The sequence below is a fragment of the bacterium genome (genome assembly GCA_035528375.1).
Lineage (GTDB): Bacteria > RBG-13-66-14 > RBG-13-66-14 > RBG-13-66-14 > RBG-13-66-14 > RBG-13-66-14.
This window is the reverse complement of sequence record DATKYS010000014.1, coordinates 1-5,798: the sequence shown is the minus strand read 5'-3', so window position 1 is coordinate 5,798 and position 5,798 is coordinate 1. Positions and strand designations below refer to the sequence as shown.

The window sequence follows — 5,798 nt, the reverse complement described above, 5'->3', positions numbered from 1 at the left end:
AATCCACTCCAGGGCGACCTCGTGGTCCGGGGTGTAGGGCCGGGTCTCGTAGAAGCGGCGGAAGAGGTCCAGCGCCTCGGCGGGCCGGTTCAACCGTTCGGCGTAGAGCCCGCCCAACCAGAACATGAGGTAGGGGTCGTCGGGCGCCACCCGCAGGCCCCGCTCGACGACGGCCGCCGCACCGGCGTAATCCCCCCGCGCCAGGTACACCTTCATCAAATCCTGGTACGTCTCGGGGTGGCCGGGATTGAGCGCGAGCGACCGCCGCAGGTAGGTCTCCGCCTCGTCCAGGGCCGACTCGTCGCCCAGAACCTCCATCCGCTCCAGGTACAGCGCGCCGAGGTTCAACAGCGCCCAGTTGTCGTTGGGGTAAACCGAGAGCGCCTGCTCGAAATTCCGCTGCGCCTCCGAGCGCATCCCCAGCTTCAGGTGCGCCAGCCCCAGGTTGGTGTAGGTGAGGTAAATCTTCGGGTTGGCCCGGATCGCCCGCTCGTACTCGTCCACGGCGAGCGTGTACACCCCCTGGTCGTAGTAGATGGTGCCCAGGTTGTTGTGCAGCACGGCGTCGTTGCCCACCAGCTCCACGCCGAACAGGCCCAGCGGCAGGTTGGTCACCAGGAGCGCCGGGACGACCAGGGCCAGGGCCCTGACGCGCGTCTTTCCGCCCTCCTTCAGGCGGCGGACCAGCTCGGCCGCGGCCCACACGGCGGCCGGCAGCAGCAGCGGGACCACCGGCAGCCTGTACCGGGCGGTGACGAAGAAGGCGACGATGGTGAGGGAATAGACCAGGACGAAGAGCCAGAGGGCCCCCATGCGCCTTCGCCGCTCGCGGTCCCAGACGAAGGCCAGAAGCCCCAGGACCGCCAGGACGCCGAAGAAAACGGAAGGCGACTCCCAGCCCAGGATGATGTGGATGTTGGCCACCTGCATTATCTCGTGGCGGTGGACGAAGAGGAGCGCCTTGGTGAGGACGAGGCCCAGCCAGCGGCCGGGGTTTTCGGCGATGTACTCCCCGGCCCTGGCGGACCACCAGTCCGACGCCTCGCCGTAGGTCACGGGGCGGCCCTCGAGGCCGCTCACGTACCGCCTCCCGCCCGGGTCGCTCCGCACGTCCACCATCGGCGGGTTGACGTACTCCCCGGTGGCCAGCTCGTTGTTGCCGATGTAGAGGTTGATGCCGCCGTTGGCGGTGACGGGGACGAACTCGCCGTCGGCCGCGGCGTTGTGGATGGTGGCCGGAAGCACGAAGGCCAGCACCCCGGCGGTCAGGAAAATCACTCGCCCCAGCCCGGGCTTCCAATTTTCCTTGAGGCGCTCACCCAGCCGGTTCCAAAAGCCCCTCGCCCCGGGCTCGACTTTTTTCCACAGGGCGAGGAAGGCCCACACCGCCAGCACCGGCGCGAATAGCAGGATGTTGGCCCGCCCCAGGGCGTAGAGCCCCAGGCACGCCCCGGCCCCCAGCCAGTGGTACCACCGGTCCCCCTCCTGCCCCCGGATGACGAGGTAGAGCGCCAGGGTGGCGAAGAAGACCAAAAGGACGCTCATCAGCATCGCGGAGTCGTAGAGGAAAAGGGCGGGGTAGAGCGCCGCGGCCAGCCCGGCGACGAATCCGACCTTCGGCCCGTACAACCGCCGGCCTATGGCGGCCGTCAACAGCACCGTCCCCACGCCGACCAGGATCCCGGCCAGGTGCGCCAGGAGCAGCACGTGGCCGAAGAGGAGGTAAATCCCGGTGAGGAAGTAGGCGTAGAGCGGCCCCATGAAGAACGAGCCCTCGAGGTACTTCGCCGCCTCACCGTGCGGGCCGGCGTAATCCGGGTTCGTCCACGAGTCCGCCAGCGTCCAGGCCCAGTCGTCGTAAACTGCGGAGTCCATCACCGGGTGGGTGAAGGCCGGGCTCTCGGTGAGCTGGGTGAGGATGATGAGCCGGGGCGCCAGCGCCGCGACGACGAGAATCAACACGAGCCAACGGCTCCGCCAGAAGGGGTGGACCGTCGGCTCGCTCTTTACGGGGGCGGTTTTTTTCTTCGTCATCTCACCGGTACCGTGGGAGGCGTGTCAAGCGGGAGGGGGGGAATCTTTATCCAGCCCGGTGTCCACCAGGCGGCGACGCATCCTCAAATGCAGAATCCGGGCCACCAGCACCGTCAGGCCGTAGACCGCCAGGCCCACGAGGACGGCCAGGATGACCATCCCCACCGAGTAGGGCCAGGCCGCCTCGCCGAAGAGCTGCACCATGCGGTCCGCCGCGTCCTCCAGCCCGATCTGGGAGAAGGAGAGCGAGGTCGTCACCTGCACCCCCGTTATCCAGCTCCCGATCTTGTACTCCAGCCAGAAGAAGAAGGGGAGGGTGAAGGGGTTGCCGAGCTGGGTGCCCAGGATGGCGGCCAGGCGGTTCGAGGGGGTGATCGAGGCCAGAAGCACGGCCAGCACGGCGTGGAGGCCGATGAGGGGCGTGAGGGAGACCGCGGCCCCGAGGGCCAGCCCCAGCGCCACCTCCTTGGGGTCCTTGTGCCCGACGAGCCAGGCGGCGAAACGGTGCCAGAGTCTTTTCAGCCACTTCACGGGCACGGGGGGCCGTCCGGGTGGGGAGGGGACCCGGGTGATTCCGGGTCCGGGGACCCGGGTGATTTTAGCTGATGACCGGCGCGGGCGCCACCCCAAAAGGCCGGTCCCGGTCGCCGCCCGGTAATACGCTTGCCACGGTCGCGTCTTCGGGCTATCATTACACCGTCTGAGTATACCCCCCTCCCCGGGGTCGTCATGAGCGAGTCCAGCGTCGCCGGCGCCTTCCGCGAGGTCCTGCGCCTGGCCCGGACCAACCGGAACCTGGTCGCCCTGTTCCGCGAGGTCCTCTCGCGGTTGGTGAGAATCTGCGCCTGCCGCCACCCCCGGGTGGTGCTCTACCCCGACCAGTGCCCGCTCCCCCCCGCCGCCGTCGGCGACGACCGGGAGGACGCCTCCTTCTACTCCATCACCCTCCCCGAGTTCCCCGAGGAGAAGAAGAAGGAAGAGCCGCTCTTCTCGCTCCCGCTTTACAGCCGGGGACAGCTCTACGGCCGCCTGGACATCTTCGAGCTGGAGCGCGGGATTCTGGGCGAGAGCGACCTGGTGGCCGCCGAGGATTTCGCCGAGCTCCTGGTGCAACTGTTGCGCGACGAGCTGGCCCAGCTCGATCCGGTGACCCGCCTCTACAACCGCGCCTTCTTCGACGAGCAGGTCCACACCCTCTTCGACGAGGCGGCGAAGGCGAAGAAATCCCTGGCCGTGGCCCTGGCCGACCTGGACCACTTCAAGCGGGTCAACGACACCTACGGCCACGCCATCGGCGACCGGGCGCTGGGGCTGGCGGGGTTGCTGGTGCGGGGGATGTCCACCGGCGGGTTCGCGGCGCGCTACGGCGGCGAGGAGCTGATGGTTGTGGTCCCGGGCATTTCGGCGGAGGAGATTGCCCTGCGCGCCGAGGCCACCCGGGCCAAGCTGGCCGCCTCACCCATCGCCGTGCCCGAGGAGAAACTGAGCTTCAAAATCACCACCAGCTTCGGCGTCTCGGCCTACCCCGAGCACTGCGACGGCGTCGAGGGGCTGATTGACGGCGCCGACAAGGCCCTGTACGCCGCCAAGCAGGCCGGGCGGAACCGGGTCTGCATCATCGGCGTCGCCGAGCCGGTCGGGGGCCGCAGGGAGGCCCCAACCGAGCCGGAGAAGAAGGCGGAGGAGCTCCCCGTCGTGGACCTCGAAAAGCCCCGCGTCCGGACGGAGCGCCGCCGACCCCGGCCCGAGCCCCGCAAGCCCGAGCCCGCCAGGCCGGAGACCGTGGTCCTCAACCGCCTCAAGGGCCTGTTGACCGACACCGCGCCCCGGACGCTGATGGACCTCTCCGCCGAACCCCGACTGGGGCTCTCCACCCTGGCCCCCTTCAGCATCCACGAGTACGCCGGCGAGCTCTTCATCGTGGAGTACTACCGGAACCTGGTGCACCGCTACCCCATAGAGCGGGCGCTGGCAGAGATCTCCGGTCACCGGGCCGAACCCCGCGGCACCGCGAGGCTCCAGGGACTCCGCCTGAAGACCCTGGGCAAGGGCGGGGGCAGGACCTTCCTCAACCCCGCGGCGGTGGCCGTGGACGACCTGGGCTACCTGTGGGTCGCCGACAGCCAGAACCACGAGGTGAAGAAGCTCGACGACGACGGCGGCCTGTTGCAGACCTTCGGGGGCATGGGCCAGGCCCGCGGACGGCTCACCCTCCCCCTGGACCTGGACCACGACGGCGCGCGGCTCATCGTGGCCGACACGGGGAACCGGCGGATCCAGGCCTTCGGCGTATCGGGGAGGGTCGAGCTCGAGGTGGGCCTGCGTCCGGCGCCGGGGGGCATCCTGCCCCGGCCCGAGAAGCTCTCCGTGGGGCCCGACGGCCGCATCTACGTCCTGGACACCGGGGCCAACCGGATCATGGTCTACGACGGCGACGGGCGCTTCCAGGCCGAGCTGGCCGGTTACGGGGCCGCGCTGGGCCAGTTCCGCTCACCCACCGACCTCGTCGTGACCCAGGGCGGCTTCCTTGTGGTGGCCGAGGGCGGGGACAACAACCGCCTCCAGTTCTTCGATTCCGACCTGACCCCGCTGGGTCAGATAGAGCTCGGCGCGGTGCACTGGGAGAAGGACCGCTTCAAGCCTCTGGCCCCCACGCGGCGGCGGGAGCCCGGGGTGAAGTCGCTCCGGCCCTGGTCCGTCGCCGGCTCCCATGTGGACCGGCTGTACCTGATAGACCAGAACACGAACCACATCCTGTTATTGCGGCTGTAGGCCCTGCATGACATTTAATTCCCGTACAACACCATAGGAGTCGAAAAATGGCAATAAGAAGGCATGAGACACACGAACAGACGATCAATACGGCGATGGCGGAAGTTCTTCGAGGTCTTGGTCATGATTGGGATGTAAAGGGGGAACGAATAGGAGACGTTTTCGAGGGTGGTGGACGACTAGACATATTCCTTTCTGAACCAGGTGGAAGCCCGGTAGTTATCGAGGCAGAGGTCAACAATTACTTACAGGCTGAAACAGAAGCGTGTTCAAGGCTGGGGCGGAGATTCGCAGAAAACGGGAGAATTGTAGATACTGTCATTGCTCTAGTATATCCTGAAGAACTACGTTCATTTGATGGGGAAGCACTTAGGAATGCTATCCGGACTGCAATTTTCGAGTATTCGGTATTTACGCAAGAATTTCTAGGAGATATTGTACGTGTCCCAAGTTCAGGCTGGCTTTCAAGTGGGATCGTTGAGTTAGCGTTACTCTTACACCGCTCAAGAGTACCATCTTGGAGGGTTGAACCACTAGCCGATACCCTTGAGCGTGGTATTGTGTTTGCCGCTGGTTTATTCAGTGACACACATCCGCATGGCTCGAAGCTAGCCAGTGATATATGTAAGGTGCTCGATCAGAATGACGATGAATCCGGACAGGCTCGCCGGATGGTAATGTCTGTTATTACCAATGCCCTAATCTTTCAAGCGTCACTCGCTGAAACTGAAACCCAAATAACCGATACACGTACTCAAACCCGGCGCACTATCAAATCGCCAAGTGAATTTCGAGAAAACGGAGCCTTTTTACCAACCCCATTGGTTGATGAATGGAATGCTATCCTTAAGGTCAACTACTGGCCCATTTTCTTTACAGCTGGAAAAATAATCCGATTATTACCAACTGCAACTTCTGTAGCAGTTCTCAGTGCATTATGGGAAACCGCTGAAAGTCTGATAGCTGGCGGAGTTACGAAATCACATGACCTT

At 65.1% G+C, this 5,798-nt stretch carries 4 protein-coding genes; 2 read left to right on the top strand and 2 right to left on the bottom strand.

Annotation, left to right across the window (positions count from 1 at the left end; translation table 11 throughout):
- Together VM054_00895 and VM054_00890 are read right to left on the bottom strand one after the other, a co-directional pair.
- Positions 1-2,034, bottom strand: a 2,034-nt coding sequence (locus tag VM054_00895) for a tetratricopeptide repeat protein (protein ID HUT97613.1), incomplete at its 3' end; no start/stop codon positions are given.
- A 24-nt stretch (positions 2,035-2,058) separates the two neighbouring features.
- On the bottom strand, positions 2,059-2,565 hold the full coding sequence (locus VM054_00890) for a DUF2062 domain-containing protein (GenBank protein ID HUT97612.1): 507 nt from the start codon (positions 2,563-2,565) through the stop codon (positions 2,059-2,061).
- Between the two features lie 198 nt (positions 2,566-2,763).
- Here VM054_00890 and VM054_00885 point away from each other — a divergent pair, with 198 nt between their 5' ends.
- Both VM054_00885 and VM054_00880 read left to right on the top strand, forming a co-directional pair.
- Positions 2,764-4,806 carry a diguanylate cyclase gene (locus VM054_00885; protein ID HUT97611.1) on the top strand — a complete coding sequence of 681 codons (2,043 nt, stop codon included), beginning with the start codon at positions 2,764-2,766 and terminating at the stop codon, positions 4,804-4,806.
- 47 nt (positions 4,807-4,853) lie between these two features.
- A partial coding sequence (locus VM054_00880; protein ID HUT97610.1) for a hypothetical protein occupies positions 4,854-5,798 on the top strand: 945 nt, incomplete at its 3' end.